We start from the raw sequence: 25,809 nt of genomic DNA on the forward strand, positions 1-25,809 counted from the left end.
TTAATTTTCTATTGTCGCCAACCTCGAAAGCAACAAATCTTTTAGTTCATTTAGGTTTTGGTTTTCTTTTTTTCTAAGCTGAATTTCATTTTGTAGTTTCTTAGAAGTTATGCTAAACCTTTCTAGAAGTTCGTCACTAGGAATTATAGTTTCAAAATTCATAATCCATTTTTTATCCCCTCTAGGCATTTTTGTCCCCTTACTTCCAGCCATAACATATTCAAAGAAATTGTCTTTTTCAATTATTTGATACAAGTACAAAGAAGGAATTGCGGGTGTTGGAACAAAACACAAAACATCATTTGAACAACCTCCACTAAAGTTGGCTAACCAAATTTTCTTAAAATATGGCCGTATGTTGGAAATTAGGATGTTTCCGTTTTCAAAACCAGTTACGCTATTAGTTGTTGGCAGCCCATTAGCTATAGAAATACCTGCTCTGTCTTGTAACATATTTTCAGTTGAAATGTAGGTTTCCAAAGAAATTTCGTTTATTGAAACTCTTCTAGTTGAATATTCACATAGCTCACTTAAAGGACCGACCCTCCACCCCTCAGGCAAATTCTCCCTATCTATCCCCTCCACAAACCACTCCCTATAAATCGCATGTGCGGTTTCCTCCAGTTTTTGGATGAGTTGTTGGTTAAGGGCGATGCGGTTTTCGATTGCTTGGTATTCTTTGACGATTTCCCGCTGTTTTTCGATTTGGGGAATGGGGACTTCCAGATCCAAAAAATCCTCCCAAGGAAGATTTCCCCTAACACCGCCTACTGCAAAATAGGAGGCTTGCCGATCAAATTCGGTTCTCGAAAACCACATCATCAAGTACTCCGGAAGTAATTCCAAAGGATCGATTACTTTGAAAATTGGGTATGCTGGGGACATGATGGCCTTTTCATCGCGATACATGGCTATCGGAATTTTTTCATCCCTACTTACCTGCATCAAGCTGCATGCGAACTGGTTTTGCCGAATTACCTTGTAATTGGAAAGATCGGTTCCGATGATATTGGCCACTGAATTGATAAACTGCTTGGAAATACTTAGGCCCACCAACGGCAATTCTTTCAAATTAATGTTGCGCTCGTCTACCAGCTGAATGTAGTTCCCCAGAGGTTTATAACTTGATCTCATACCCCAACTCTTTGAATACCGCCATTAACTCCTGCCTGCTTTGTTCCTCCGCCTTGAGCAGTTCGGCGAAATCGGTTTGCAGGCCTTTCATTTTCTCATCGAAGTCGATGTTTTCATCCCGGTTGACAAACTCGATGTACTTGCTTGGTACCAAGGAAAAGTCTTTTTTGGCTATCTCATCAAACGAAGCCGAATAGCAGAATTCGGGGATATCCTGATAGTCTGTACCGACGGCGGTGGCTGAGCTTGTCGATGTCTGCCAAGTGTGATAGGTATCGACCACCCGCTTGATATCATTGTCGGAAAATTGGGTGTATTTCTTTTCGAAAGGCTCGCCCATTTGCCGCAGATCCATGAATAGGATTTCCTTTTGCCTGTCGCGGTAGCTGCGGGCTGCGTCGCCTACCTGTTTGATTTGGGCTTTCTTGTTTTTGTTGACAATCCACAGGGTGACGCTGATGTCGGTGGTATAGAATAAATTTCGAGGCAGTACCAAAATCGCTTCGACCAGATCGTTTTCGATCAGTTTTCGTCGAATCTTGTATTCCTCTCCGCCGCCGCTGAGTGCACCGTTGGCAAGGATAAAGCCAGCGATGCCGTTCTCTGAAAGCTTGCTTACCATGGTGAGAATCCAGGCATAGTTGGCGTTGCTTTTGGGTGGGACTTCGTAGCCCTGCCAGCGTGGGTCGTCGGTGAGTTCGGTATCAGCACGCCAGTCCTTTTGGTTGAAAGGGGGATTGGCCATGATGAAATCAGCCTTGAGGTCCTTGTGTTGGTCATCGAGGAAGGTGTTGGCCGCCTTTTCGCCCAGGTTACCCGAAATGCCCCGGATGGCGAGGTTCATCTTGGCGAGCTTATAGGTCGTATTGGTATATTCCTGTCCGTAGATGGAGATTTCTTTCTTGTTGCCGTGGTGGGCTTCGATAAACTTGATACTTTGGACAAACATGCCGCCCGAACCACAAGCTGGGTCATATATGATTCCTTTGTAGGGTTCGATCATCTCGGCGATCAGGTTGACAATACTCTTTGGGGTGTAGAATTCGCCTTTTCCTTTTCCCTCCGCCAAGGCAAATTTGGAGAGGAAATATTCGTACACTTTGCCTACCAAGTCCTGTTTCGGGTCTTTGGTGGTGTCGATGTCGTTGATGGTGTCGAGAAGCGAGGACAGTTTGGTGACGTCCAGCCCAAGGCGTGAGAAGTAGTTGTCAGGCAAGGCACCCCGCAGGGATTTGTTGTTTTTCTCTATGGTGTGGAGGGCCGTATCGATCAGCAGGGCAATGTCGTTTTGCTTTGATTTTTTGATCAGAAAGTTCCAGCGGCTCGTTTCTTCCAGGAAAAAGACATTGTTCATATTATAGAACTCGGGCATTTCGACATACTTCCCTTTGCCCTCGGCGATGAGTTTTGCCCGCTGCACCTCAAACTTGTCACTGGCAAACTTGAGGAAAATCAAGCTCAGTACCACGTGTTTGTATTCGGCGGGTTCCACGCTGCCTCGGAGTTTGTTGGCTGCGTCCCACAGCGTTACTTCAAGTGCTTTGTCTTTGGTCTCTTTCTTTTGTTTGGCCATGATTGCTAAAGACTCCTTCTTTTCTTTTTTGCTAATTTAGTCCATTAGTCGAAACAGTGATATACCGTGTTTGGGGTATTTTTAGGAGTTTTCTCGGAAAATTCAACGGATTTTGTTGTGAATTGCCTTATTCCAGGTAAAAAGTCTATAAGGACTTAGAAAAATAAACCATCCAAAAATTTCAATAGGCCAAAGTCAAAAATTGTTGATTCATCTGGACGCGGATTGGCCTGGTCAAAAATTCAGGCATATGTGATTAAATGCTAGGAACGTTTCGGTGGTGGTTTTTTGGTTTTTCCTGCGGGACTTTTGGATGTGCCATTTGCTGATGTCCTCAGCTTTTCAATCTCGATTTGTTGATCAAGTTCCATTCTCCGGACCGATTTGTCCATCATTGATTGGAAGAACGGAAATAAAGTCCTTGCTATAGCGATGAACAAGACTATACCCGAAAAAAAAGGATCATTCAAAACACCAATCAAGAGAAGTATCGAGAAGTCTTTCATAAGTCTTCAATTTTCCGTGAATGTAATTGTACCGAGGCACAAAGGTTTGGACACTTTGTTTTTAGTCAGGGGACATAGAAAATCAGCCTTGATTTGACTCAGCAAGGTTTTTTCCATGTCCTCACAAAGAAACGCTTATTCCAGAATCAGGAAAGGACATGGGAAATTGCTGCAAAAATCATGTCCTCGGACATGGTGATTGCATGCATTTTGCACCTTTACAATCGAGGTGAATGGAATTTAAACTATTAAAAATCAATCGATTGAATCGAGTAGAAACAGAAGTTCAAGAACTCCTTCCTCGATTTTTTGAACCTTGTGTTTAGATTGAAGTCCGAATAGATCCCGATGTAGGGCAATTGTTCAATAAAAAATGGTGGTTTTACACATAAAATGTCAAAAATCACGAAAAAAAAACCGGATTCTCTCCGGCCCTAGCATTTAGCTTGTATGGCAGCTTGGACTGCAATACTTGCAGCCATTACTCCGAGGATGGTACCTTTTTGCGGCGGCGACTGCAGTGTTGCAGGTCAGGTGCCAGCCCAGACTTACATAGTCTCTTGGGAAATAGTTACATCCTACCTGATGGACCTCGTGGTCCCCATTGGCCTGTGCTTGATTGTTTACTACGTAATTTGGCATGGTTTTTTAAATTTCGGTGGCTAAATAATTTCATGCAAAGTACTTAAAACCAACATAATATGACCGATTTATGGACAATCCTGACATAAAGTGTCATACTTTGTAAGTGCTTAGGTGTGACATTCCAAAGTCGCCATCCTATTTTTGGGGCAGTGTGTGGGAGTTTTCCTTGTCGATCTTCAGGTTACCTTCTTCGGAATTAGCATCAATCATTTGGATACCCAAAATTGCAAAGAGAGATTCATGTGGAGGAATCTTACAGAATTTAGGGGACGTCTTGTGTTCTTGGGAGATACAGCAAGGAAGATAAAAAAACCTTAATCGATATCTTTTAAACTACGAGGTCAACAGCTTCTTCAATTATCCCATCGGCATAGGTGGTCCATTCGTCCTCAAAAAGTATTCGGGACTGGACAGTAGAACTTACAACAATCTTTAAAGCTTTGTCAAATTCATTGAAAAGCTCTTTGTTGGTCGGTTTTGAAACCAAGAAATCCAATTCGAATTTTCCCAGTTCGTTTGAGATATTCGGCTTCAACTGTTCTAGCGTTCCATAAATCTGCAAGGCTTTGTTTTGAATCAAAGAACTATTCTCAAGGTCAAATGCCAAGGCCTTTCCTAAATGACTGGATGCACTTTTCCAGAAAAAATCAAATGTGAATTGGACTAAGGGCGTTTCAATTACCTTGTTTTTTTCAATTCGTTTGACTGCATTCGGTTTTCTCCTATCCAAGATCTTGTATACTTCAGCTAAAATGTACTCTTCGTTCTTCTTCTTTTTGGTTTTTATCTCACCACCGGTGCCAACCAAAAATAATTGCCGAAGGTAATTCAACGTTTGCGTGTAAGATGACTCACCGGATAATGTGATTTTTTCAATCGGGTCAAAAGATAGACCTGCTGCGTCGGAATACAGTATTTCCTTTCTTATGATTTCGTCAAGACTTTCACGGTATCCTTGAATCAAATTGGGTTCGTTAATCCTATTTATATTTTGATTCAAGGTTGCGATAAACCGCTTTAAAAAACTCGTATTCAATCCGGGATAAACAGCCTTGATCCTTGAAAGATCCCCGACTTCGAATGCAAATAGATTATTGGAAGCATCGTAAAAAAGAATTCCTGCATTGAGAGACTCTCCCAACAATAAACCATGACGGTATCTTAGTATGGCATAAAAGACCTCTTTTTTCATTGTATTTCCCGCAGGAGTAGATTGGTAAAAATAGAAGGATTTGCTTTAACAAACATGAAGTAATCCATGATTGTTTCCACCTTTGCATCGTAGCCTTTGTTTTGAACTTCATTGAAAACGGCTCTAAGGTCACTAAGGTTAAGCGCCCTTAAGTAAACATTAAAGTCAGCGAAGAAGTCACGCTTGGACCTTGTTGATGCTCTTGCAAGGACAGCGTAGGCAATATGGTCCAAGGAGAACTTGCCTGGCAAGATCGAGTTCTTGATCCCTTCAATTGTGGTTTCGTCTATTTCCAAAGCGAATTCATGGTCTATCAAGTAAGCGCTCGATTCGCTTATCAGTAGATTGGGTTTATAGGAACCTCTATCTGCGTTTCGAATAAAGACATCGAACGCGTATAATCTATCAACGGGAAGAAGGGACCTGAAATAACCATCATTCAACCCCGGTGAAAAGTGTTGAAATGAAGGTAAAACCACTGAACCAAATTTAGGTCGATCGTCTGTTGGATCCATTTTCAAATCTAGATTAGGCGGGAGCGAGGAAAGGAATGAGGAATCCATTTCAATCCAAGCCACGTCTGGGGTAAGAAGCTCAAATTCTCCGCAAAGCCAGCTGCCGACAAATTCACCGTGAACCCTAGGCTTATCTAGAAGGTGATCGTTTGTAAACACTTTCACCACAAATTCCTTCAACCCAGACTTACCTTCACAAAGAACTACCCAAGGCTGTGTATGGCCGTGTCTCTCTTCGATCACACGCATCAGTTTCCTAGCCTGAAATGTCTCAAACATTGAAGATCAAAAGGGTTTTAATAGTCATTGGATCGGGTTACTTAAGACTTTTGAAACTGAAAAATCGGTTCCTTGCTTAGTTCGAGGATTTTCAATATCACCGCGATTCCCGGCTGGATTAACTTCCCCCACTATCCTCAACCTATGGATATCTTCAAATTGACCAAAGTGAATCCCTATGTCTCAATTGAAGGAGGTATAAGTTTTCTACCTCCCCTCCAAAATCTTCCTGATCGCTTCGTTCATCTGCATCATCGTCTCCATCATCTTCATCATCACTTCCGTTTGCTTGTCATTAATTACATTATTGTTGTTTGACGAATTAATGGAAATTGGAGAATTCGTGAGATGTTCGATTACATGTCCAGGATTTGCGGAGACTATTTGAAGCGGATCTACCTCAAGAAATTCAGCTACTTTTTGGATCAGGTCGATGGTGATTTTGCTTTCACCCCGTTCGTATTTGGTATAGGCAGCCTCCTTTATCCCCAGATAGTCTGCGACCTCCATGGCTTTTTTGTCCCTGAGTTTCCGAAAGGTGGACAGGTTCCTTCCAATATTTCGGTTTTCCAAAATGGTGAAACCGTTTTCATTTTTCTCTTTCATACCGGAAGCAGGTTAACGTTTACCCAATTTTAAACAAAAGCTCCAAAACTTATTCTAATATTTTTAAAAACATCAGGTAAAGTAGTTTGAAACTACTTTTAGCGAGGGCTAAACTACCCAAAGGAGTTAATTTTTCAAAGGATATTGGATAAAATTGTGCATGCAATTAGTTCATCTAATTCTTTCAGTTGCCGATTCCGGCAAAAATTACTCCCTCCATCAGGGGGGTTGTGGTGCTGTTTGTACCAAGGTTGGTTTGCTGCTTAGTGTAATGCAGTTACAACAAAACATTATCAAGGCACCTGTTTGAATGCCAATCGTTGGCGTTCCTTTTTTCGCAGACCGCATTCACCCGCTGCAGGGGGTGTCTGGTAGGGCGGTCTATTTTGAGAAGCGAGAGGCAAGAGGCAAGAAGCAAGAAGCGAGAGCCGAGAAGCAAGAAGCAAGAATCAAGAGGCGAGAGGCAAGAGCCGAGACACGAGAAGCGAGAGCTGAGATGCTAGACTGCTGACTCGTACTTCGTACTCCTGATTTCGTACTGCTGCCATCGTCTTCCGCTCGCGATTTATTCACCAAAAAACCCATTTACCCAATGAAGCTATTTCCAAAAAACGGCTTCCCGGTATTGCTATGCCTATGCCGAAGCCATCCCCGGTACCGAAAAAAGTACCCCAATGCGGCACTCGATATGCGGGACCTCCTTGTCCTTGCCAGGTTTGGCGCACGCCATCCCCGAACGCTTTTGGCCCTCCGCTGGCTGAGTGGTTGGCTTACCCGTATCCCGGGATTGCCCGTTCCCCAAACTGCAGGTTCCCAACCTGATTTGATCAGCGCGGGGGAATGGATTTCGTCCGGGCCGGCGCCGGCCAAGCGCGTGGAAGGATTCGAAATCCTTGACTTTTTTGTTACTTTTTTGGTCAAGCAAAAAAGTAAAGCGAAGAAAAAACATGGGTGCGGTGATCCCGGTAAGACCGTTCCCTTACAAATAAACAAAGGGCGAAGTGCGATTACGCGTACATCGCCGCGCCTCGCCTTTCTCCACAACCGCAGCCGCCTATCCTGGCTTGCGCCGACATTTCTCTGCCTGTTGTTCCTGAATGGAAAAGTTGCCGAAGCCCAGACCATGGGGGGCGGCCCGTCCGCCCCTTTGGTCCTTTACGGGGAGATCATCGGCGACCATTATGAGGACACCCTCAGCATCCGTGTCCATGAAGGCTACCTTGGGCAGTCGGTCTTTATGCCCCGGCCCGAAAGCTATACGCTTATCCCCTATGCGGGCGACGGCAGGCGGGGACTGCCGGGTACGCTGGCCTTCAGTTTCAGCTCCAAGCCCTTTGCCGACTTTGCCTATATCCATGTGTCGGGTGCGAAGAGTGGGGTGCTTGTCGAGCATTACATGGCCCTTCCCGGGGATACCGTGGGTATCCGGCTCGACCGGCATGCGAACACGGTTTCCTTCTCCGGTCCCCATGCGGACCGTTACCGGCTCCAAAGGGAACTCGAATCCGCCCAGGGCAGCTACCTGTTGGACCAGCCGGCGGTGCTGGCTGTCTCGAATATGGAGCGTTTCCTTTCCCGTGCCCCCTTGGAGGAAGGGCTCCCCTATGGGATCAAGGCTTTCCACCCAATCACGGGGGACAGTGCGCAGCTGAACCATATCGGGCGGCTGTTGGCAGCGGACTACCGTAGGCACCCGGGTTACGAGGTGATCGAGCGGTACCGGGGAAAAGTGGATCCGGATTTCCTGGCTGTGATGGAGGCGAATCTTTACGGCACGGTCATGAAGTCGGCGGTGTTTGGCTTTAATGTCGCCAAGAAGTCCGATATGGGACTTTGGACCGGACTGTACCATAGCGGCATCGCAGGGCTGCCTACGGGACTTTTCCCTCCCCATACCGCTTACCGGGCCCACCATTTCACGGATTTTCTGTTGGAAAAAGCCATTGCGGGCTTTATCGCCGGTGGCCCGCACCCCTATGCGGCCCTGAAGGCCGAAGCGGATCCGCTGCTCAGGGACAGGCTCGTCACGAAGTATTTGGTGAAATATTTCGAGCGGATCGCCAAGCGGGAGGAATACCTGTTGGATGCCTTGGGGTATGTGGCCGATCCGCAAAGCCGTGCCTCCCTGGTACAGTATAGGGACAACCTATCGGTCGGGAGGGAGGCCTTCCCCTTCGTGTTGACGGGGATCGACGGCGGGGAGGTGAGCCTTGCCTCCCTGCGTGGCAAGACGGTGTTCGTCGATTTCTGGTTTACCGGCTGCCAGGCCTGCATCGCCTACCATGCCAATACCCTCAAGCCCGTGGAATCGCATTTTCGTGGCAGGGAGGACATCGTGTTCCTGTCGGTGTCCACCGACAAGGACATCAGGCGCTGGCAGAACAGCGTGAAAAGCGGGCGCTACAGCTCCCCCGAGGCGGTCAATGCCTATACGGGCGGCTTGGGGATCGACCATCCCCTGACCAAACACTACAACCTGCATGCCTTCCCCTCCCAACTGCTGATCGACGGCGAGGGCAGGGTCGCCCGTGTGTCGGGGATGCAGGTCGGGCCCGGCGAGCTGATCGGGATATTGGAACAAACCATCAACAAAAAACCATAAAACCTATGAGAAAGGGATACCTAACAACCATCTTATGCCTCTTCCTGTTGGCGATCGGGGCCATGGCAGGGGCAAACGCCCAGACCTTGGAGGGCAGGGTTCTGCTGCTTCCCGGGAACGAAGCCGCCGTCGGCGCGACGGTCGTGCTGAAGGGGAGCGCCAAGGGTACCGTGGCGGATATGGAAGGAAAGTTTGTGCTTGCCCTTCCCCCGGGCGGGCATGTACTTGTCTTTAGTTCGATCGGCTACGTCGCCCAGGAAGTGCCCGTCAATGTCCCCTTCGAGGGATCCTCCCCCTTGGTGGTGCGGCTGGCTCCGGACGAGGTGCAGCTGGGTGCAGTCGAGGTGCTGTCCACGGGCTTCCAGGAAATCCCGCGGGAGCGGGCAACGGGCTCCTTTGTGCAGGTTGACCGGAAAATGGTCAACCGCCGGGTAAGCAGCAACCTGCTTGAGCGGCTGGAGGACGTGACGCCCAGCCTTATCTTCAACCGGGACAGGCCGGACCAGGCCAACAACATCAGCATCAGGGGTACCGCCACGATCTTTTCAGATACCCGTCCGCTGGTGGTCATCGACAACTTTCCGTACGATGGCCCCTTGGAGAACATCAACCCCAACGACGTGGAGAGCGTGACCGTCCTGCGGGACGCCGCCGCGGCCTCGATCTGGGGGGCAAGGGCAGGCAACGGGGTCATCGTGATCACGACCAAGCGGGGGATTTCGTCGAAGGCCCCGAGGATCAACTTTGTTTCCAACACCACGCTCGTGGAGGAGCGCGATCTTTTCTATGACCAGAACATGTCGATCCCGGCTTTTATCGAGGCAGAGACCTTCCTGTTCAACAGGGGACAGTTCAGGAGCCGTGAAACGAACAATGCGCGGCCGATACTTTCGCCCGTGGTGGAAACCCTGATCCAACAACGCAACGGCACCATCAGCGCCGAGGAAGCACAGCGGCGTATCGAGGCCTACGGCAGGGGCGACCTGCGCCGCGACCTTGCGGAGTACTACTTCCGTCCGGAGTTCAAACAGCAGTACAGCCTCGGGATCCGGGGCGGCGGTGAGGTACATACCTACTCCGTTTCGGCGGGTCTCGATGCCAACCGGGAAGGGGTCGTGGAAAACGACAACTCCCGCCTGACGCTGGGTGTGCAGAACGGTTTCAGGCTTGCCAAGGATCGGCTGGAGCTGAACTCCGGGATCTACTTTGTGCGCTCCGGGCGCAGTTCGGGTGCCACCGCGCCCAGTTCCTTTTATCCCTACGAGATGCTGGCCGCCGAGGACGGGACCCATTTGCCCCTCGTGTTCGGGTACAACTCGCGGTTTGTGGCCACCGCAGAGCCTAGGGGCCTGCTCAACTGGAATTTCGTGCCGCTCGACGAATTGGGGCTCAACAGCTTCACCGCTTCCGAGAACGACATCAGGGTAAACACCTCCGTCGCCTACAAAATCGCTCCCTCCCTGCGGGCGGAGATCCTCCACCAGTATTGGGCAAACGGCAGGCAGACAGAGAACATTTCCGCGCGGGAAAGTTACTTTGCGCGGGACCTCGTGAACCTCTTTTCCGTCATCAACCCCGATGCGAGCGTGACCAGGAACATCCCCGTCGGTGCGGTTCGTGATTTCAGCTCGGGATTTTCATCGGCCAACTACCTGCGGGGTCAGGTGCATTACAACGGCGAGCTGGGGCCAAGGTCCCAGTTGGTGGGTCTGTTTGGCCTCGAGGCCAAGGACCTGCGGACCGATGGAAGCCTCAGCCGTCTGTATGGGTACGATCCTGCCTTTGGCACGAGCCTGCCCGTGGACCAGGTGACCCGTTTCCGCCGCCTCCACAACAACAGCCTGGCCAATATCCCGAGGCCCGACAGGGTGACGGGGACGGTCAGCAGGTTTGTGTCCTGGTACGCCAATGCGGCCTATACCCTTGACAGGAAGTACACGCTCAGCGCGAGCGTGCGGCAGGACGGTTCCAACATTTTTGGTGTCAATTCCAACCAGCGCCTCGTGCCGCTCTGGTCGACGGGATTTTCGTGGACGCCGAGCGAGGAGGGTTTCTATGGATGGAATGGAATGCCCTTCCTGCGGTTCAAGGCGACCTTTGGTTACAACGGCAACGTGAACAGTTCGCTGAGTGCCTTTCCGACCGCCTTTTTCCGGCAGGGCTCGATGATCTCCAACCTTCGGTACCTTGCCCTGGCCAACCCGGGCAACCCGGATCTCCGCTGGGAGCGCATCGGTATCCTGAACCTCGGGTTCGACTTCGAGTCCAAGAACTCCGTGATTGGGGGCAATGTCGAGTTTTTCGCCAAGAACGGCAGTGATTTGATCGGGACCGTGCCCTTTGCGCCGTCCTCGGGGGTGTTTGACTTCACGGGCAACTTTGCCGACACGCGTACCCTTGGCCTGGACCTGGCGCTCAACGCCAAGGTACTCGACAGGAAGCTTGGCTGGAACACCGCGTTGATGTTTACCTACAACGACGAAAAGGTCACCGACTACAAGGGCAGCTTCTTCATCACGCAGTTTCTGGACTACGGGGCATCCGGTCCCGGAATCGCGCCGAGCCCCCTGGAGGGATATCCCCTGTTTTCGGTCTTCAGCCTGCCCTATGCCGGGCTTGACCCCGCCACGGGCAACCCGGTCGGGTTCCTCGACGGCGAACCGAGCACCGACTACAATGCCATCATCGCCAACGCGAAGCCCTCCGACCTCATCTTCGAGGGCTCCGGCAGGCCGACCGTTTTCGGGGCCTTGCGCAACGATTTCAGGATGGGGCGGTTCAGCCTTTCGGCCAACATCAGCTACCGTTTGGGCTATGTGTTCCGCAGGCCGACGGTCAACTATACCAACCTGCTGAACGGGTTCACGACCCACCGGGACTATGAGCGCCGATGGCGGAACCCCGGCGATGAGTTGCTGACGGATGTGCCTTCGCTGCCTTTGGCCAACAATGCCAACAGGGAGACCCTGTACCGGTCCTCACCCGTGCTTGTGGAGCCCGGCGACCACATCAGGCTGCAGGATATCCGCCTTTCCTACTCTCTGGGAAGCGGTCAGGGGAAGGTTTTCCGGAACGCCGAGTTCTTCCTCTACGCCAACAACATCGGTATCCTCTGGAAGGCTACCGATCTCGATCTTGACCCTGATTTCAGGACCGTCCGTCCCCCCTTGGGCCTATCCCTCGGGATCCACCTGGACCTGTAGGGAATACCCGGGCAGCGGGGTTCCCGGCCCATTTCTTCCATAAGGTTTAACGTTGATAAGTACCCAAATGTAGCTTTCGGATTCACAAAAGGTGACGGGGTTACGGGTCGGGGAACCTGCCGGGGACGGACAACAAAGCCCGTGGACTTGGTGGCGTCCCGCATTTCCCACACCATGCGGGGCCCACCTTGTTGCGGGTGATTGCAAAAATGAACCAGATAAACCAAAAAATTCAGATACCATGAAAAACACCATAAGCAATATCCTGTATCCGCTCCTGCTGTTGGCATTTGCCATCCTGCCCGGCTGTGCGGAGTTTCTAGACGTCAAGCCCGACATCTCGATGGTGGTGCCGGGCACCGTGGACGAGCTCGAGGCCCTTTTGGACGACGACGTCTTAAGGAGCATGAACATGGGCCCGGGGATCCCGGTACTGAGCTCCGACGACCTGTTTGCGGGCGAGGGGGCCCTGCCTTCCTTCAGCAACCTTGAGCGCAACGTGTACACCTGGCAGCGCGATGTCTTCGCCGGTCAGCCCGGCGTCACCGAATGGAATGTCCCCTATCAACAGGTGTTCAATGCCAATTTGGTGCTGGAGCGTATCGGGAAGGTCGTAGCGCGGACTGCTGCCGAGGAGGCCAAAAAGAACACGGTCAAGGGCAGGGCGCTATTCTACAGGGCATTTGCCTTCCACTGCTTGGCCGAAAGCTTTGCGGCGCCCTATGGCGCTTCCGATCCCGCCTCGACCCCCGGTATCCCGCTGAGATTGAACGCCAACGTGAACGACCTCGTACCGCGGTCGAGCCTGCGTGACACCTATGCGGCGATCATCTCCGACCTCAGGGGAGCGGCGGAGCTCCTGCCTCCGGTGGCGGACTTCCGCTCCCGTCCCTCGCGTGCGGCGGCACATGCCCTACTGGCACGGGTTTACCTGCTGATGGGCGACTATGCATCTTCCTTGGCCCATGCCGAAAAATCCCTGGCCGACAACCCTGCGCTGCTTGACTACAAAACGGTGGATGGTTCTCCCGCATTCCCTTTCTCCGGGAACCAACAGGAGGTACTGTTCCAGTCCATAGTGACCGCCTATGGCTTCCTCTTTTCAAACGAGGTGTTTGTGGACGGGGGGCTTTTGTCGTCCTACGCCGAGGGCGACCTCAGGAGGGAGCTGTTCTTCTCTCAGGGTCACGGGGGTGCGGTTTTCCGGGGAAACTATACCGGGCAGGTGTTCCTGTTTTCGGGACTCGCCACCGACGAGGTGCGTATCACGAGGATGGAGTGCCTCGTGCGCCTGGGGAGGCTGCAAGAGGCGGCTTCCGCCTACAACGAGTTTGTGGGGAGCAGGTATGCCGCGGGGGCCTTTGGGCCGGTTTCGTTTTCCGATGCGGTGTCGGCATTGGACACGGTGTTGTCCGAGCGGCGGAAGTCCCTGCTTTACCGGGGCATACGCTGGATGGACCTGCGTCGCCTCAACACCGATCCGGTGCGGGCGCAGACACTGAGGAGGACTGTTGGGGAAGAGGTGTTTGAACTGCAGCCGGGAAGCCTGCGGTACACCTTCCCGATCCCGGACAGCGAGATCAGCCTGAACGGGTTGGAGCAAAACCCGAGGGACTGAAAAAGTCAAGGCGGGCCGATTGGGGCCCGCCTTTCCGTTTACATCGGTGAGAGCGTGATCGGAACGAAGACGCCGTTGCTTACCGGGGTAGCGCCAGGTTGGGGAAGCGCACGGAGGCAGACTTGGGTGGTCGGGTTGTCGCACCTGTAGTCCGTGCCGATTTCGGCATCCGTGGCGTCGTACCACTGCCCGTTGTGGAAACCATACTTTTCGCTTGTCCGGTCAACGGGCGCTGTAAAGGCAAAGGCGGCGGCCATTGCCAGGAGGAAAACACCTCCGCGTAGGAGGTTCATCATTTGGTTTTTCATAGTTTTGTTTAAGTTAGAATGAATGATCCGGTCGCTTCGGCTTCGTGCTTTCGGGGAGGGGCGGCCGGTGATTTCCCCCCACTGGAGCCAGTCGGGTACCTGGTACCCGGGGTGGCGGAGAATTGGTTGCTTGTTGTTGGTTAGTGGTTAGTAGTTGATAGTCGATAGTCGATAGACGATAGTCCATAGGTACGGGTATTGGTTATTGGTAAATAGTTATTAGGTTATAGTCCATAGTTGATAGTCCATGGAGCGTGGATAGGTTGGTGTGGGTTTGTGGTTCGGATGCCTCATTTTTCAATTTTGATTTTTCATTGGCCAATCCTTTCGAGGCGGTAACCGAGTATTGCGGTTGCCAGCAAAACGATGTTCAAAACCAGGTGCTCCGACCAGCCGAGGGTGGAGACGATGCCGCCGCAACTGCAGGGGATACGGCCGAAGACGCTGGTAAGCACAAGGACCACGTAACCGGTAAACAGCCCCATCAACATGACTGCGATCCCGAATCCGATTTTCCTTCTAACTGGTACCAACAATAGTATACCGCAAACAAACTCCACCGATGGGATTATGTAAACCAATGCCATCGCCATCCATTTCGGAAAGGGTTGGTTCATGAACCCATTCCGGGTAGCTTCCATGTCGAGCCATTTGGAGCCCGCGGTATAGACGAATACCAGCGCAAGGATGATTGCGGCAGCCTCTGTCGGAAGGTTTTTGCGGGTCGGAATGGCTTGGTCTTTTTCCATGAATGAAAATTACCCCAGAGGTATCCCTAAGCCTAAAAATTTTGGCAGGAAATCATGAATCACCTAAAAAAACTGCCAAGTGGCAGGAAATCGTCAACAAAACGAAAAAAGCACATAACTAATTTGCAAATGATAAAAACAGTACATTAATTAATCGACATACTATTGATCAGGTGATGGTGTGGGCCATTCGCTGCTGTTCAAAGCCCTTGCCCCTCGGGGAGTAATACGACCCTTGGGGAGCTGTACAACTTAATTGAGGATGCTATGGATGATTTGATCAAAAAGATGAAGGAGGATTACGATTCCCTTCACCCGGTTGGCTGGCAGGATTATGAGAAGCTTTTGGGATTCCTTGAATTTAGGCGTTTCCAAAAGAAGGAGGTCATCAGGAAGGAAGGAATGGCTGAGGACCGCAGCCGTTATGTCTTTGAGGGGGTGTTGGCGATGTACGACCACTGGTCCGGAGTCCCCCAATGCCGTCGGATTTTTTCCGAGACCGACACCGTCTGTGATTTTGAGTCCTATGCGACGGGCAATCCGTCAAGGTTCTCGCTTGTTGCATTGACCGACTGTGTTGTCTGTGATCTGACCAAGGACCAGGAGCTGCGGGTAGTTGACGCGATCCCTTCCTTTGGGAGCCTTGCGATCCGGATCAACCAGCGCATCACGGTCCGGGATAGCCAGTGGAAGGACTTGCTTTTGCAACCGGATGCACTACGCTACGAAATGTTTCAGAAGCAGTTTCCCCGATATGGGATGCTGGCGGTGAAGGATATCGCCAGTCTGCTCAATATACCCGAACGGACGATGTTCCGGCTGCGGGGTTCAAAATAATCATTCCAAAGATGTTGTCGCCATGGAAATAAGATACCCCTTTCCCTATTCCGTCAATCCTTTTGTCCCCGAAATCGATGTTTTGGTTACTGCTTGGGCAGAGGGCTGTGGGCTCCTGAAGGGCGAACAGGCCAGGCTCGCCGTCGTTTCCGGCAGGCTCAATTACTTCGCGGGGTACCTGTATCCCGATGCCGGTCCCAAGCAGCTCGAAAAAATCTCAAGGTTTTTCCTGTTACTCTTCCTGTTGGACGACAAAATGGCTGCCGAGCCCCCAAGGAGGGCACATTCGCAGGTAAAACGTATGTTGGCCACTACGTCGCGACGTCGGAGGAGTACTGTGGGAGGTCAATTCCGTGACGCATTCCTGATCGCCTACGTCGGATTGTGGCAGGAAATCGAAGGCGACTTGGAAGCTGAGGGGCGAAGGGTTTTGGCTGAGGTCTTGGAAAACTACTGGGAGGGACAGCTTTGGGAATCCGGCCACCGCCTCGAAATGCGGGTAGCAGATATCAATGAGTATTTGCGGTGGAGGAGGATTTCTTCTGGTTGTGGGGTTGCATTGTTTTTCCTTCGTTGGCTCGGGGGCTGGTATGATTCCGGATTTGTCTGGGATTGCAGCCTTGACTTTGCGGAGGTGTATGCTTCCAATTTGATCTGCCTTGCCAACGACTTGGGTTCGCTTGAAAAAGAGTTGGAGGCGGGGGAAGCAAACAGCTATCCGATCATCCTGATGCGGAGATATGGGCAAACCAAGGAGCAGGCGCTTGAAAAGACGAAGGCGCTCCACGACAGAAATGTCGGGAACCTGCTGCGTTTGGCAAATGGACAAAAGCGTCAAATCCCGGAAACTGAGGCCGTGTATCTCAGGTCGCTGATGCGTATGGTGGCGGGCTCAAACGCTTGGAGCCTGCTTGAAACCAACCGGTACATGCAGCACCTGAACGGAGCCGTTTCGCAAACGAAGTAATAAGATACACAAAGATCATCCATAAACCACTTGAAGCCATGTTGAAGAAAAGATGCGTAATTTATCCAAAGGACGTCATGGTTTTGACCGGACGCAGCCAACGGTACAGTCAGGCACTTCTCTGCAAGATCAGGAAGCTGTGCAAGAAGGACCCGGACCAGTTTGTGACCCTGACCGAGTTTTCGAGGTTTTCGGGGATACCCGAGGATGATATTGAACGGCTCCTTCAGTAAAGGTTGATGGATGCCTTTTTTGCGCGGTGTCCGAATCAGGGCTATTGGCCGGGTCCGGAGTATATTTACGTGCGGATATTCTTATTACGATCGAATCAATAAGGTCCAGGTTTTCTATTTTTCAACTGCCTCGGGGCTGGACCAACCCACTTTGTTTTTTTACTGGGGTACAGTCGGGAGCCCCTTCATGGCGGATAGGTATCCCTATTTCAAACACGTCTTGGTTTTTTCTGGTCCGCAAATTTCCTCATTAAGAAGTCTGGTTGGATGAATAACCTCGATTTGGTTGAATAAAGGGCAGTTTATTGGGGTTTTGGTGCGCAGGATGGTCAAAAACGCGCAGAATGCGCAGGGAACGCACATTCATTTAGTTTTCAAAATTCCTTCCCTCAAATTGGCTGCATGTTCAACCTAAAACCCATACAGCTATGGCAAAACAGATGAGTGTGCTTACCCTCAGCGGTAACATCGGAAGGATCAACTTCTTCAAAAACAGGACCGGGTTCCAGGCCCGGGAAAAGGGTGGAGTCCCCAAGTCGCGGATCATGTCGGACCCGAAGTTTGCACGTACCCGTGAGAACATCGCCGAGTTCAGCAACAACGCTGCCGCGGCGCGGATGCTGAAAGACGCCATCCGTCCGGCGATCCAGCGGTTCAAGGACACGCGGCTGCATTTGCGGCTTACCAGCAGGATGATGCAGGTGTTGAAATCCGATCCCGTCAACGTCCGGGGCGAGCGCCAAGTAGCCGAGGGTGATTGGAGCCTGCTCAGGGGATTGGAGATGAATGGACTTACCCCCTTGTCAGGCACCCTAAAAATGGCCTATACGATCAGTGACGGGGCCACCGAATGGGGCATCGATGTCCCTGCCTTCATTCCGAAGGATGATGTTCTGATCCCGGAGGGTGCCTCGCACATGCGGGTCATCCTTGCGGGCGCTGCGGTGGATTTCGCCACCGGCGAGAAGTCCTTCCAGATTGCGCAATCCGCCGAGGTACCGGTCGCCACGCCGAGCGCAGGCCTCAGCCTTGCAGTCCAAAAGGGCGGCCTTCCACAAAGCCACAAGATCGTCCTTGTCGGGGTGGAGTTCCTTCAGGTCGTCAACGGGGAGTTCTACCCCTTGAACAACGGCTCGAATGCCTCCGGGGCGATTGTGTTCACCGAAAGGAGCTAGGCCGTGAGGCTTTTGATGTGGCGATTGGACCAAAGGCGGGCCCTGCTGTACCACGGGGCCCGGCCTTGGACAAGGCTCCTGGGTATCCCTGCGACAGTCGGCTCCCTTCCGAAAGGGTGTTACGGCCTGCGGCTGGGATTTACCGAGGAAAAGGGCTGGCAGGTGGAAGTAGTCTCCCACGAAGGCAACACGGTCTGTCGGATCGTGTCAAAAGATTCCGGAGAAGGAGTCCCCCTCGGGGCCTTGGCACCCGTGGCGCGGTATGGCAGTGGTGCGAAGTTCTCGAAGCTTGAGCTGCGGAAGCTGCTTGACCGCCTCGGGAGGTTCGTGGACGAGGACTGGCAACTGGAAGTATTGGAACTCCCACCCCGAAACCGCCCCGAGCGATGGAGACTGGCGAACTGACGCTCTTGCTGGGGGGACTGGTGACCTTCCTCCTGTCGGTGATAGCCTACTTCCTGAGGCTGCTGGTGCAGGACATACGCGACCTGAAGCGGGAGCATATGGACCTGCGGGAGCTCTGCATCTGGCTCAAGGCCGAGCAGGGTCAACTGAAGATGTACCTGGAAGGCGGGAGGCGCAGGGCCTCCCAAGATCCGGGGATTAGATCAAACCTAAAAACAGATCCACTATGAAACTGGAAGAAGTAAGGGAAAGGGTTTCCAAGCCGACGCCGCCCTTTTTCAGGCAACTGAGGACGATCGGATTGGTGTTGGCGGGGGTGGGTGGTGCCATCCTTGCGGCGCCGGTAAGCCTTCCTGCGGTGCTCGTCACCGCCGCGGGCTACCTGGTCACGGGCGGGGCGGTCCTGTCGGCGGTCAGTCAGGCCACCGTGAAATCGAAGTAAAGGGAATAGCCGGGGGAAGTGATCTTCCTCCGGTTTTTTTATTATCAAATTAGTAGGAAAAAATCATTTCCGAATGTAACATTCAAAGTAATGATGGCTATCGGGATACACCAAGCATCAACTTTCACTATGGACCATTTACGAAGAATCAAAATCCATCCCTTGACACAACACTTCAATTGATCATTTTTCTTACCTTCAAATTCAATAACCCAAGCAAAACCAAAGATCCTATGCCATCCATTCAGCACTTCTTGAGACCGATAGTTGGTATTCTTTTGCTTATACAATCCTGCAAACCAAGTACTGAGCTCTCAGCAAATAATGAGGCAAACGGGGTTCCAAGGGGTGTGCTCGCTTTCCTAACCACGCGGGATGGGAACTTCGAAGTATACACGATGAATGCCGATGGACGGGAAGTAAATAACCTCACCCAAAATAAAGCCTTGGATTTCTGGTCTTCCTGGTCGCCCGATGGAAAGTATATATTGTTTTATTCCAATCGGGACGGAAACAATGAAATCTATCGTATGGATGCAGACGGCAGCAATCCTACCAACCTATCGAACCATCCTGCAAATGACTATCTCCCAGCTTGGTCGCCTGATGGAAAAACAATCGCTTTCACTTCCAACCGAGATTCCGATAATCGGGAAATCTACATCATGGCAATTGACGGGTCCAACGTTCGTCGGTTAACCCACAACGACCTATTTGAGGAGGTCCCGACCTGGTCGCCAAATGGCAAACAAATAGTTTTCACCCGACAGCTCGAAGAAATGGTCGATACGGTAAAAACCACCAATGGTGAGCTATTCGTCATGGATATTGACGGAAAAAATGAAAAGCGTTTGACTTTTAGGGAAGGATATGATTCTGGCGGGAAGTTTTCACCAAATGGCAAGAAGATTGCATTCTATGGACAAGACTCCTCTAAGAATTTTGAGATCTTTACGATGAATGCTGATGGAACAGACGTTGTAAATTTGACAAACGACATTTTGGAAGACTACTCACCCGACTGGTCTCCCGATGGAAAATGGATTGCATATACCAGCGGTACCTCGAAACAATATGACGTTTGGGTAATCCATTTAAAATCGCTAAAGAAATTCCGCCTGACGACCGAACCCAAACGCAATGAAACACCAGTTTGGCGACCAGATCAAAAATGACATTACAAGCCGGCAATCAATTCAATTTTGGTATGCACCAAAAGATAATGGTTTCAAAATGCGAGCTGAATCTGGTGTATTATGTTTTAATTTCGATGCAAATTGGTTCACTGTCCATCATTCAAATATCCGATATGAAAAGATCCTTTATTCTCCTGCTGTTGCTATTTGCCGGTTGGTCTGCGATGGCACAGATTGTCTCCTCCGGCAACCATCAAATCATCTTCCAACTGAGCAACGGACAGGTTGCCACGCACGAGAAGTTTCTCCGCCAACTCAACAATATCCTCGAGGCCGCGCCAAATGCCCAAATCGAGGTCGTGACACATGGCATGGGTGTGGATTTGCTGCTGAAGGACAACAATGCCTTCCAATCGGCCCTGGAAGATTTGAGCAAAAGGGGCGTGGTGTTTGTCGTTTGTGAAAATACCCTCAAGCAGCGCAACTTGGCAAAGGACATTTTTCTTCCGCTGGCCGGATTCGTGCCATCCGCGATCTTGGAGTTGGTCATCAAGCAGGAACAAGGCTGGATTTACATCAAGGCTGGGGACTGATTTTTTAGATATAGCCGATTTTTCTACCTTCGGGCAAAAGGCTTTTTCAAATCCATTCCTTCAAGTGCGATGATAGAGACATTGGAAAATTTGGCTGTCGAACTGGGTCCCGTCAAAGCGGCTCTATTTGCTACCATTTTCACATGGCTGATGACCGCAGTGGGCGCATCAGTGGTGCTCTTTTTCAAAACGATCAACCGTGCGGTTTTTGACACGATGCTGGGTTTCACGGGAGGGGTAATGATCGCCGCGAGCTTTTGGTCCCTGCTGAATCCCAGCCTCCAATACGCCGAGCAGATATACGGTGGCATGCCTTGGTTGCCTGTGGCATTTGGCTTTCTGCTGGGCGGACTGCTCATATTCTCGCTGGACAAGTTTCTCCCGCACCTCCACATCAATTTCGGCAAAAACGAGACCGAGGGCTTGCCGACCAATTGGCATAAATCAACGTTGCTATTGCTGGCCATTACTCTGCACAACATTCCCGAGGGTTTGGCTATAGGAATTCTTTTTGGTGCCGCCGCGGAGCATTTGGACGGGTCCACAGTGTCGGCGGCCATTGCTTTGGCCGTGGGGATTGGCATCCAAAACATCCCCGAAGGAATGGCCGTATCGATGCCGCTTCGGCGCCTGGGCGTAAGCCGGGTAAAGAGCTTTTGGTACGGGCAGCTTTCCGCGATCGTCGAGCCCATGGCCGGTGTACTTGGTGCGGTGGCGGTGATTTACATGCAAAACATCCTCCCCTTTGCGCTCTCGTTTGCAGCGGGGGCGATGATATTCGTCGTGGTGGAAGAAGTAATACCCGAAACCCAAAGGGACAAATACACCGACTTGGCCGTACTCGGGTTTATGCTGGGCTTTACGATCATGATGATCTTGGATGTGGCTTTGGGATAGGTCCCGAGATGATAATCGAACAAAAAGAAAATCCGGTCATGATCTGGCCGGATTTTCTTTTTCGCCTATGGTCAGGGCAAAGTCAATCGCAACATCACGTAGAAGTTGCGCCCTGGCGCGTATAGGGGAACCCGATTGGTTCCGATGGGGCGATTGAGGTGCTCGTAGTAAGCCTGGTCAAATAGATTCTGTACCCCGAGCTTCATTCCGATATTTGCTGTAAAGTTGTAGCTGGCATCCACATCAAAGAGCGTGAATTTGGGGGTTGACTTTTCGCCAAAACTCTCGGAAACGCGATCCTGCCCCATCACATGCCTTAGTCGCACGGCAGCTTGCAGTTTTCCGTCAAAGTAATTACCCAAGAGTGCATACCGCAAGTCCAAGGGTGCGATTTCCGGTAGGGCTTCTGAGAGAACCAAATTTTGACCATAAGTATATGCCACCATCATCTGCTGACTCAAACCCCAAGCGAGGTTTTGTCTGAAGGACAGTTCGAAACCTGTTTTCAGCGACTGATCCACATTGACAAATTGCCGGACGCCGGGACTTGTGGCAATCCTGGGTTTCAGGTCGGTCTTTACCGCAGTGATGTAATCGGTGAGGTAGGCAGCAAAGAAATTGACTTCGGCCTCAATGCTTTTGCTGTGGAAGCCCAAAATCAAATCCGCTTGATTGTTGGCCTCTGGCTGGAGAGTAGGGTTCCCTACCATTTCATAGGGATCCACACCAACGGGGAAATAATTGATGAAACGCTCAGTCAAGCTACCGCTTCTCTTGACCCTTGCCAACCAAATACCGCCATGAAAATGACTGCCCAAGTCACGCTGCAGGCCGACTGATAGTCCGGGATTCAATTGCATGATCTCGGCGTCTTGATTGACTTGGGTGAATTCCCCCGCAACGTCATGGGCTTGCGCTTTGTTGGCATCGAGTCGGCCCGCCAAGCTCAAGGTAGATATCCCGATTGGAAGTTGGTAGCTGGCAAAAATTCCCAATTTGTCGATCCTTGAATCCTGCCATGCATTGTCGTACATGGTTTTGCCCATATTGGGCCCCATCAAAAACTCCCGGGCTCTCTGTCCTTGAGCGGCTTCGTGCCGGAAATCGCCTCCGCCATAGAGTTTCCCCTTACCAAGCAACCAGAAACCTTCAGTCCGGGCACCGATATTCTGGGTATTGGCTGCTGTGCTCGCATTCATCATGCGGGGATTGAGCTCGCGGCTGAAATTGTCCATAAAATGGTCCACCAAAGTGAAATAGCCCGAGGTGGTCCATGTTTGGAGCGGCCTTCCGCTAAAAAATCGGGTATGGCGGACATTGCCCATCCAAGTATCGTCAGACCTCAAATCCATGGCCAAGGACGGAAAATCCACATCGCGTGCAAAGTTGCGGTTCACGTTTACTTGGAGCAGGTTGCTGGCGTTCAATTTGAAGTCACTGTACATTCCAATCGTTCCTCTTCGGAATTCGGCAGGTACGACTGCCCCGTTGCCATCCAAATAATCCGATCCTTGGGACCAAGATCCGAGGATTCCGATGTCATGGTTTTGTCCCGAAAAACCAACCCTGCCCTCGTTTCTGAAAACCTGTCCATTGGACTCGTACATCGAAGAGAGTCTTCCGTAGGCCCCGGGTGAGGGATTGAAATTGGGCGATTCCTGGATGAAATTGATGGTACCTCCCAATCCAATTCCATAACGTAAAGCATGTGGACCCTTCAGAATTTCAATTTGCTTGATCCGATTGAGTGCAATTTGCGAAGTCGGCGGATCCATCCTGTTGGGGCAAGCGGCGTTGGCGGATTGAAGACCATCGACGACGACATTGAGTTGCTCGTACTTAAAGCCCCTCATCACCGGATCGAAGCCAAATGCGCCGCTTTTTCGGATAGAAGCAACAGCTGGATTGAGATTCAAAATCGCCCCCGCATCGTGGTGGAGTCGCTCCTGGTCGGAGATTTGGATTTTGTCGTCTTTTTCGCTGGTCATTTTCAGGGAAATAACCGAAACAGGTTGCAGATTGATGACTTGTTCTGTGCGGGAAACACTTCCTCGCTCCAAGGCAAGTATGAGTTCCTCTGGCGTCAGGAACCATTTCCCATAGAGAACATGGCTGAGTTGTAGCCTGGCATTTTCAACCAAAACAAATGAAATCAGGCCGTTTTCATCGGAAACGCCTTGTTGGCTGTCGTGATGAAAGGTAGCGGCAATGATCGGCTGACCGGATTTTTGGTCTAGCAGACGAAGCTGTCGGGTTGTTTGGGAAAAGGATGGCAAGCTGAAAATGCACAGAAGCAGCACCACCAAAAGTAGGCGGAGGGGTAAATGTATTTGCGGTTTCATGATTTTGGAATTTGAGATGATCGGAAAGGACACGGTGGTCCAGCCAATGTGTTAATTGGGTAAAATGAGGGTTTTCATCAGGGCAAGGCCTGAGTTAGCCAAACCAAAAATCAGGAAAAGCTGGGGGGATGGAAAAAGTCGAATGCTTCCAACAATTCGTTTTCATCATCATCCCAAACCCCATATACAGGATGAATTTCTTTCCAGATGACCTGAGGTGCCGTACAATGGCTGGGTAGAACATATATCTGTGCCTCCTCTTGGGTCAGTTGTTGTTTCTTTTCCTCGTGGTCTTGTGCCTCGCCCAATCTCCTCTCGAGTTCGCATTTACCTTCACAAGTGAGCTCGGGTTTTTCCTTGTTGATGCAAAAAAGCGCCGCTATTTCTTCCTGATTGAGGAGAAAATCCGCCTGAATCAGCGAATACCCGAGACCATTCAGGAGAATGAGGGCAGCAAGGGCGATATGGAGGATGCTTCTCAGCATGGCATCATTGGGAAAACGGGTCAGAACCGATCCTTTCTAAACTGTTAAGATTATCAACCTCAAATGGATTTGAACTCTTTTTGAATGAATCCTGAGGGGAAATCTTGAGATTCTTTTCCGGAAAACCAGAATGGTTTCTTAGCCGTGGGTGGGACAATCGGACAAAATCCTTTCTTGCGCCAATGGTTCGAAACAGGACAATCAATGCCATCAATACAAACATTGATAGAATGCTTAGGCCGTTGACGATACCGAAAAAGAGCCGCAATTCCGCCCAACCCATGAGCGAGACCAAGGTCCTTCCCAAAAGCGATAGTTGAAATACTATCCACCCTATCCACAGCAAAGGATGGTATAGGGAAAGCTTAAGGTTCAGCACCATCGGCAGGATAATCGGCGCATGTGCCCATATCATCGAAAATGCAAATCCCAAAAAGAAGGTATGCAGGTATAGGTCGTAGAAAAACCCGTGGTTGTCCAGAAAACACAATGCGAGCCCATGCAGCGTCAGCCAAACATAACCCACCCGAAGGCCTACACCGATATAGCGAAACTGCTTTTCTTTTTTGGCGGCAATTTTTGCCATGTCAAAGTGCAGCAACCAATAGGAAACCGCCACCGCCGCAAATCCCATCAACCACCTGCCATGACCATGGAAAGGCAACAACATACCCAAAAAGAAAAGACCGAGTATGGCGAGAAGCGCCTTTTTTGCCCAAGTCGGAGTTGGCAGGAACTTGCTGAGTTCCAATCGCTCCCCAATGATGGTAAAGAATACAAAACCTATCCACCAAGGAACTGCCGCGGCAATCAGGCCTTTTTGGACCCAAGCTACAATACCTATAAGGTAAAATGCCGCGCCGGCAGCCATCACGTATTGGTGCATCAGTGGATGCCTGACCGTCTGCAGGTACATCATTGCCATCAAACCAAGGCCTGCCAAAATCAACAAAACAGATCCTGTCTGCGAAAATCCCAGCAGCACAACCGCAATGCTCAGACCATTGAAGACCGGAACCAGCATCCAAGTCTTTGCCTGCATCACCATGGCCCTTTCCAGACTGATCAAAGTGCCTAAAAATCCTGCAACCATCAACAACCCATGCCCGGCAGCAGCTTCAGGGACAATCCAACCTACATATCCAAGGCGATTGAATCCTCCCAAAACCCCCATTAGCAAGGCAGCGACTGCCAGTGGAAATACCAATATGGGTTTGAGAACTTTCATAACAAATAGGGGATATTTTTATCCTTTATTTTTTCCAAAGAAAAGGGAGATAGGTTCTCCCTTTGTTTGATGCTTCGAATTTAGAAAGAAAATATAAAGGGACAAATTTATCCGTTATTATTTTCTCCATCAATGCTTA

The 25,809-nt window shown here is 50.7% G+C and carries 24 protein-coding genes; 13 read left to right on the top strand and 11 right to left on the bottom strand.

Translation table 11 applies throughout. The features are described 5' to 3' along the window. The 6 genes from C943_RS21675 to C943_RS05725 form a co-directional block, all read right to left on the bottom strand. Entirely contained in the window at nt 1-1,134 is a 1,134-nt protein-coding gene (locus C943_RS21675) for a restriction endonuclease subunit S (RefSeq protein ID WP_081610449.1), read from the bottom strand. Further along, nucleotides 1,118-2,707, bottom strand: coding sequence for a type I restriction-modification system subunit M (locus tag C943_RS05705; protein WP_008625245.1), 1,590 nt, complete (start codon nt 2,705-2,707; stop codon nt 1,118-1,120). The genes C943_RS21675 and C943_RS05705 overlap by 17 nt, the downstream gene beginning before the upstream one ends. 947 nt (nt 2,708-3,654) lie before the next feature. Further along, the gene (locus C943_RS21680) at nt 3,655-3,855 is read right to left on the bottom strand and encodes a hypothetical protein (protein ID WP_081610450.1); all 201 of its coding nucleotides are present in this window, start codon (nt 3,853-3,855) and stop codon (nt 3,655-3,657) included. A 331-nt stretch (nt 3,856-4,186) separates the two neighbouring features. Beyond that, nucleotides 4,187-5,050: a DUF3037 domain-containing protein gene (locus tag C943_RS05715; RefSeq protein ID WP_008625250.1), complete on the bottom strand. Its 864-nt coding sequence runs from the start codon at nt 5,048-5,050 to the stop codon at nt 4,187-4,189. Further along, nucleotides 5,047-5,844, bottom strand: coding sequence for a HipA family kinase (locus C943_RS05720; protein WP_008625252.1), 798 nt, complete (start codon nt 5,842-5,844; stop codon nt 5,047-5,049). The genes C943_RS05715 and C943_RS05720 overlap by 4 nt, the downstream gene beginning before the upstream one ends. A 207-nt stretch (nt 5,845-6,051) precedes the next feature. Then, on the bottom strand, nt 6,052-6,450 hold the full coding sequence (locus C943_RS05725; protein WP_008625254.1) for a helix-turn-helix domain-containing protein: 399 nt from the start codon (nt 6,448-6,450) through the stop codon (nt 6,052-6,054). Nucleotides 6,451-7,042: 592 nt separating this feature from the next. Here C943_RS05725 and C943_RS05735 point away from each other — a divergent pair. The 3 genes from C943_RS05735 to C943_RS05745 all read left to right on the top strand — a co-directional run bounded on the left by C943_RS05735 (nt 7,043) and on the right by C943_RS05745 (nt 13,873). Next, a complete protein-coding gene (locus C943_RS05735) occupies nt 7,043-9,052 on the top strand; it encodes a TlpA family protein disulfide reductase (RefSeq protein ID WP_040479233.1) in 2,010 nt (669 codons plus the stop codon). Nucleotides 9,053-9,057: 5 nt separating this feature from the next. Next, nucleotides 9,058-12,255, top strand: coding sequence for a SusC/RagA family TonB-linked outer membrane protein (locus C943_RS05740; RefSeq protein ID WP_008625261.1), 3,198 nt, complete (start codon nt 9,058-9,060; stop codon nt 12,253-12,255). A gap of 241 nt (nt 12,256-12,496) precedes the next feature. After that, the gene (locus tag C943_RS05745; RefSeq protein WP_008625263.1) at nt 12,497-13,873 is read left to right on the top strand and encodes a RagB/SusD family nutrient uptake outer membrane protein; all 1,377 of its coding nucleotides are present in this window, start codon (nt 12,497-12,499) and stop codon (nt 13,871-13,873) included. Between the two features lie 38 nt (nt 13,874-13,911). Here the strand turns inward: C943_RS05745 and C943_RS05750 are convergent, their stop codons facing one another. Both C943_RS05750 and C943_RS05755 read right to left on the bottom strand, forming a co-directional pair. Beyond that, nucleotides 13,912-14,181, bottom strand: coding sequence for a hypothetical protein (locus C943_RS05750; protein WP_008625265.1), 270 nt, complete (start codon nt 14,179-14,181; stop codon nt 13,912-13,914). A 311-nt stretch (nt 14,182-14,492) separates the two neighbouring features. Then, the gene (locus C943_RS05755; protein WP_008625267.1) at nt 14,493-14,930 is read right to left on the bottom strand and encodes a MauE/DoxX family redox-associated membrane protein; all 438 of its coding nucleotides are present in this window, start codon (nt 14,928-14,930) and stop codon (nt 14,493-14,495) included. Nucleotides 14,931-15,197: 267 nt separating this feature from the next. Here C943_RS05755 and C943_RS05760 point away from each other — a divergent pair, with 267 nt between their 5' ends. The 10 genes from C943_RS05760 (at nt 15,198) to C943_RS05810 (ending at nt 21,615) form a co-directional block, all read left to right on the top strand. Beyond that, on the top strand, nt 15,198-15,767 hold the full coding sequence (locus C943_RS05760) for a Crp/Fnr family transcriptional regulator (RefSeq protein WP_008625271.1): 570 nt from the start codon (nt 15,198-15,200) through the stop codon (nt 15,765-15,767). A gap of 22 nt (nt 15,768-15,789) precedes the next feature. Continuing rightward, nucleotides 15,790-16,734, top strand: coding sequence for a terpene synthase family protein (locus tag C943_RS05765; RefSeq protein WP_008625273.1), 945 nt, complete (start codon nt 15,790-15,792; stop codon nt 16,732-16,734). A gap of 38 nt (nt 16,735-16,772) precedes the next feature. Further along, on the top strand, nt 16,773-16,967 hold the full coding sequence (locus C943_RS05770) for a hypothetical protein (protein ID WP_008625274.1): 195 nt from the start codon (nt 16,773-16,775) through the stop codon (nt 16,965-16,967). 440 nt (nt 16,968-17,407) lie between these two features. Next, complete coding sequence (locus C943_RS05780) at nt 17,408-18,142, top strand: hypothetical protein (protein ID WP_245545516.1); 735 nt, start codon at nt 17,408-17,410, stop codon at nt 18,140-18,142. 3 nt (nt 18,143-18,145) lie between these two features. Beyond that, entirely contained in the window at nt 18,146-18,547 is a 402-nt protein-coding gene (locus C943_RS05785; protein ID WP_008625281.1) for a hypothetical protein, read from the top strand. Further along, entirely contained in the window at nt 18,529-18,777 is a 249-nt protein-coding gene (locus tag C943_RS05790; RefSeq protein WP_008625284.1) for a hypothetical protein, read from the top strand. Before C943_RS05785 ends, C943_RS05790 begins: the two co-directional genes overlap by 19 nt. After that, nucleotides 18,774-18,989, top strand: a complete 216-nt coding sequence (locus tag C943_RS05795) for a hypothetical protein (protein ID WP_008625285.1) — start codon at nt 18,774-18,776, stop codon at nt 18,987-18,989. Before C943_RS05790 ends, C943_RS05795 begins: the two co-directional genes overlap by 4 nt. A gap of 233 nt (nt 18,990-19,222) precedes the next feature. Beyond that, nucleotides 19,223-20,164, top strand: coding sequence for a TolB family protein (locus C943_RS05800; protein WP_040479380.1), 942 nt, complete (start codon nt 19,223-19,225; stop codon nt 20,162-20,164). A gap of 134 nt (nt 20,165-20,298) precedes the next feature. Then, the gene (locus C943_RS05805) at nt 20,299-20,718 is read left to right on the top strand and encodes a DsrE family protein (RefSeq protein ID WP_008625289.1); all 420 of its coding nucleotides are present in this window, start codon (nt 20,299-20,301) and stop codon (nt 20,716-20,718) included. Nucleotides 20,719-20,787: 69 nt separating this feature from the next. After that, nucleotides 20,788-21,615 (top strand): ZIP family metal transporter, encoded by an 828-nt coding sequence (locus C943_RS05810; protein WP_040479241.1) that lies wholly within the window; start codon nt 20,788-20,790, stop codon nt 21,613-21,615. 71 nt (nt 21,616-21,686) lie between these two features. Here C943_RS05810 and C943_RS05815 read toward each other — a convergent pair whose 3' ends face one another. The 3 genes from C943_RS05815 to C943_RS05825 all read right to left on the bottom strand — a co-directional run bounded on the left by C943_RS05815 (nt 21,687) and on the right by C943_RS05825 (nt 25,670). Then, entirely contained in the window at nt 21,687-23,957 is a 2,271-nt protein-coding gene (locus C943_RS05815) for a TonB-dependent receptor domain-containing protein (protein WP_040479383.1), read from the bottom strand. A 110-nt stretch (nt 23,958-24,067) separates the two neighbouring features. Then, nucleotides 24,068-24,442: a hypothetical protein gene (locus C943_RS05820; protein WP_008625296.1), complete on the bottom strand. Its 375-nt coding sequence runs from the start codon at nt 24,440-24,442 to the stop codon at nt 24,068-24,070. A gap of 4 nt (nt 24,443-24,446) precedes the next feature. Beyond that, complete coding sequence (locus C943_RS05825; protein WP_040479243.1) at nt 24,447-25,670, bottom strand: hypothetical protein; 1,224 nt, start codon at nt 25,668-25,670, stop codon at nt 24,447-24,449. Nucleotides 25,671-25,809: the final 139 nt, after the last annotated feature.

The organism is Mariniradius saccharolyticus AK6 (assembly GCF_000330725.2).
Lineage (GTDB): Bacteria > Bacteroidota > Bacteroidia > Cytophagales > Cyclobacteriaceae > Mariniradius > Mariniradius saccharolyticus.

What these genes read in the sequence shown, in the direction of transcription:
- C943_RS21675 (WP_081610449.1), bottom strand. Translation starts at nt 1,134, where the DNA reads ATGAGATCAAGTTATAAACCTCTGGGGAACTACATTCAGCTGGTAGAC.
- C943_RS05705 (WP_008625245.1), bottom strand. Translation starts at nt 2,707, where the DNA reads ATGGCCAAACAAAAGAAAGAGACCAAAGACAAAGCACTTGAAGTAACG.
- C943_RS21680 (WP_081610450.1), bottom strand. Translation starts at nt 3,855, where the DNA reads ATGCCAAATTACGTAGTAAACAATCAAGCACAGGCCAATGGGGACCAC.
- C943_RS05715 (WP_008625250.1), bottom strand. Translation starts at nt 5,050, where the DNA reads ATGAAAAAAGAGGTCTTTTATGCCATACTAAGATACCGTCATGGTTTA.
- C943_RS05720 (WP_008625252.1), bottom strand. Translation starts at nt 5,844, where the DNA reads ATGTTTGAGACATTTCAGGCTAGGAAACTGATGCGTGTGATCGAAGAG.
- C943_RS05725 (WP_008625254.1), bottom strand. Translation starts at nt 6,450, where the DNA reads ATGAAAGAGAAAAATGAAAACGGTTTCACCATTTTGGAAAACCGAAAT.
- C943_RS05735 (WP_040479233.1), top strand. Translation starts at nt 7,043, where the DNA reads ATGAAGCTATTTCCAAAAAACGGCTTCCCGGTATTGCTATGCCTATGC.
- C943_RS05740 (WP_008625261.1), top strand. Translation starts at nt 9,058, where the DNA reads ATGAGAAAGGGATACCTAACAACCATCTTATGCCTCTTCCTGTTGGCG.
- C943_RS05745 (WP_008625263.1), top strand. Translation starts at nt 12,497, where the DNA reads ATGAAAAACACCATAAGCAATATCCTGTATCCGCTCCTGCTGTTGGCA.
- C943_RS05750 (WP_008625265.1), bottom strand. Translation starts at nt 14,181, where the DNA reads ATGAAAAACCAAATGATGAACCTCCTACGCGGAGGTGTTTTCCTCCTG.
- C943_RS05755 (WP_008625267.1), bottom strand. Translation starts at nt 14,930, where the DNA reads ATGGAAAAAGACCAAGCCATTCCGACCCGCAAAAACCTTCCGACAGAG.
- C943_RS05760 (WP_008625271.1), top strand. Translation starts at nt 15,198, where the DNA reads ATGGATGATTTGATCAAAAAGATGAAGGAGGATTACGATTCCCTTCAC.
- C943_RS05765 (WP_008625273.1), top strand. Translation starts at nt 15,790, where the DNA reads ATGGAAATAAGATACCCCTTTCCCTATTCCGTCAATCCTTTTGTCCCC.
- C943_RS05770 (WP_008625274.1), top strand. Translation starts at nt 16,773, where the DNA reads ATGTTGAAGAAAAGATGCGTAATTTATCCAAAGGACGTCATGGTTTTG.
- C943_RS05780 (WP_245545516.1), top strand. Translation starts at nt 17,408, where the DNA reads ATGAGTGTGCTTACCCTCAGCGGTAACATCGGAAGGATCAACTTCTTC.
- C943_RS05790 (WP_008625284.1), top strand. Translation starts at nt 18,529, where the DNA reads ATGGAGACTGGCGAACTGACGCTCTTGCTGGGGGGACTGGTGACCTTC.
- C943_RS05795 (WP_008625285.1), top strand. Translation starts at nt 18,774, where the DNA reads ATGAAACTGGAAGAAGTAAGGGAAAGGGTTTCCAAGCCGACGCCGCCC.
- C943_RS05800 (WP_040479380.1), top strand. Translation starts at nt 19,223, where the DNA reads ATGCCATCCATTCAGCACTTCTTGAGACCGATAGTTGGTATTCTTTTG.
- C943_RS05805 (WP_008625289.1), top strand. Translation starts at nt 20,299, where the DNA reads ATGAAAAGATCCTTTATTCTCCTGCTGTTGCTATTTGCCGGTTGGTCT.
- C943_RS05810 (WP_040479241.1), top strand. Translation starts at nt 20,788, where the DNA reads ATGATAGAGACATTGGAAAATTTGGCTGTCGAACTGGGTCCCGTCAAA.
- C943_RS05815 (WP_040479383.1), bottom strand. Translation starts at nt 23,957, where the DNA reads ATGAAACCGCAAATACATTTACCCCTCCGCCTACTTTTGGTGGTGCTG.
- C943_RS05820 (WP_008625296.1), bottom strand. Translation starts at nt 24,442, where the DNA reads ATGCTGAGAAGCATCCTCCATATCGCCCTTGCTGCCCTCATTCTCCTG.
- C943_RS05825 (WP_040479243.1), bottom strand. Translation starts at nt 25,670, where the DNA reads ATGAAAGTTCTCAAACCCATATTGGTATTTCCACTGGCAGTCGCTGCC.